Annotated in this window: 1 protein-coding gene; it reads left to right on the top strand. The window is 25.5% G+C overall.

The annotated features are described in order from the left end of the window. Window positions 1-164: 164 nt before the first annotated feature. Complete coding sequence (locus tag GQ589_RS11790) at window positions 165-743, top strand: hypothetical protein (protein ID WP_160426441.1); 579 nt, start codon at window positions 165-167, stop codon at window positions 741-743. The last annotated feature ends 116 nt before the right edge of the window (window positions 744-859 follow it).

Raw genomic sequence — 859 nt, 5'->3', positions numbered from 1 at the left:
AGAATTTATTTTGCTCATCGGACACGCATTTTGTTAAAATGAAAACCGATGAGTAATAGGTGTCTGTCAGATTAAGTTTGAGCTATTACAAATAAAAGGAACTCTGCATGATTCTCATTTACATTCAGGTTTTGATGACAGTTCTATAAAGGAAATAAAATAACATGAAGAATCTAATTAACATTCCAATTCTGTTATTGATTACAATATTTGTTACATACAATATTAAAACTGTATATGCAGGAGGAGGAATAGGCAAAAATTCTTTATCATATAATAATTTTCACGGAGAAAAACTAGTATCAAGTAAAGAGTTTATATTATCTATAAATAAAACTTGTAAAAAAGATGTATCGGGGATATGTACAATTTCAAAAGTAAAAAAAAATTATTATCTCCAGTTTAATAGTCTAAATAATAATGAAATAGTAATTTCTAAACTAAAAAATAATATTGAATTAAAATTGAAAAAAGAAAAAACTAACAATCCATATTCTATGGAAATAGAGTTAATATCTTATAAAAATAATGAAAGAGTTGATTCTATAGTATGTTATGAATATATGAACGATCCTAATAACAGTTTAGCTACAGAAAAATTATACTATTTGAATGATTATAATTTATGGACGTTATATTTCACTTATGATTTAGAATCAACAACAGCTGACAATTGGAGTAAATATAAAATTAATCCTCAGTCTGGCAAATTTGAATTAATAGATAAAGTACTACAATACTAATACTCCTAAACTATCCAATCTATCAACTGATGGCAAGGCGTGGTTTATTCATCCCGTGGCAATGATGGATTATTTTAATATTAGAAGTACTGAAATTATTTTCCCATTAAAAGTAA

The organism is Gilliamella sp. Pas-s27, assembly GCF_009795865.1.
Classification (GTDB): Bacteria; Pseudomonadota; Gammaproteobacteria; order Enterobacterales; family Orbaceae; genus Gilliamella.
This window is presented reverse-complemented; position numbering and strand designations above follow the sequence as displayed.